1 protein-coding gene is annotated in these 600 nt (G+C 63.2%); it reads right to left on the bottom strand.

Going from position 1 to position 600, the window contains the following annotated elements; translation table 11 throughout:
* Nucleotides 1-600: ribonuclease H-like domain-containing protein (locus Q0L62_RS10540; protein ID WP_296679615.1), on the bottom strand; the 600-nt coding region annotated here is incomplete at both ends.

The raw sequence follows: 600 nt of genomic DNA, 5'->3' as shown, positions 1-600 counted from the left end.
ATCTCACCTGCCGGCTCCAGAGTCCCGGAGCGCAACGGTTTGTCGCCGACCTTCATCTTGAAGTCCTGCGGCGGAAAGGCGAACGGATGTACGACCGACTTCTTGTCTACCCACGGGCGCAGCGTCGGGTGGGGCTGGAGGTCGGCCAGGCACTCGGCATCGTCAAGGAGCGCATTTGCATCCATATCCTGCCGAGCGAACATCGCCCACCAGCTGGGCTTGGCCTCGCGCTGGTGAAATTCGAGCAGATCGACCAGCAGGCGGCGCCAAGGGATGTCTTCACCGGCGATCAAGGCCTGCGCCAACTGGCGGGTGAGTTCGTCGGATTCCTCGCGCGCGACGACCTTTACCGGATCGGCAGGGGCCAGCGTCCGCCCAGTAAACCACGGCGTGTCATCTGGCCGCAGCGACAGGAGCCAGTCACGGCAGAGCCGGGTCGAGCGGCAGTCGATTTCATTATAGGCGGCAATTTCCGTGAGAAGCGCATCGCCGCCGACGCGGCGCCAGCGCTCGTAGATCACGATGCTGTCACCGGCCGTTTTGACGGCACCTTGCCGCCCTCCGGGCAGATAGAAGGCTTCCATATTCTTGATCGAATAG

This window comes from Novosphingobium sp. (genome assembly GCF_024642085.1).
Classification (GTDB): Bacteria; Pseudomonadota; Alphaproteobacteria; order Sphingomonadales; family Sphingomonadaceae; genus Novosphingobium.
This window is presented reverse-complemented; position numbering and strand designations above follow the sequence as displayed.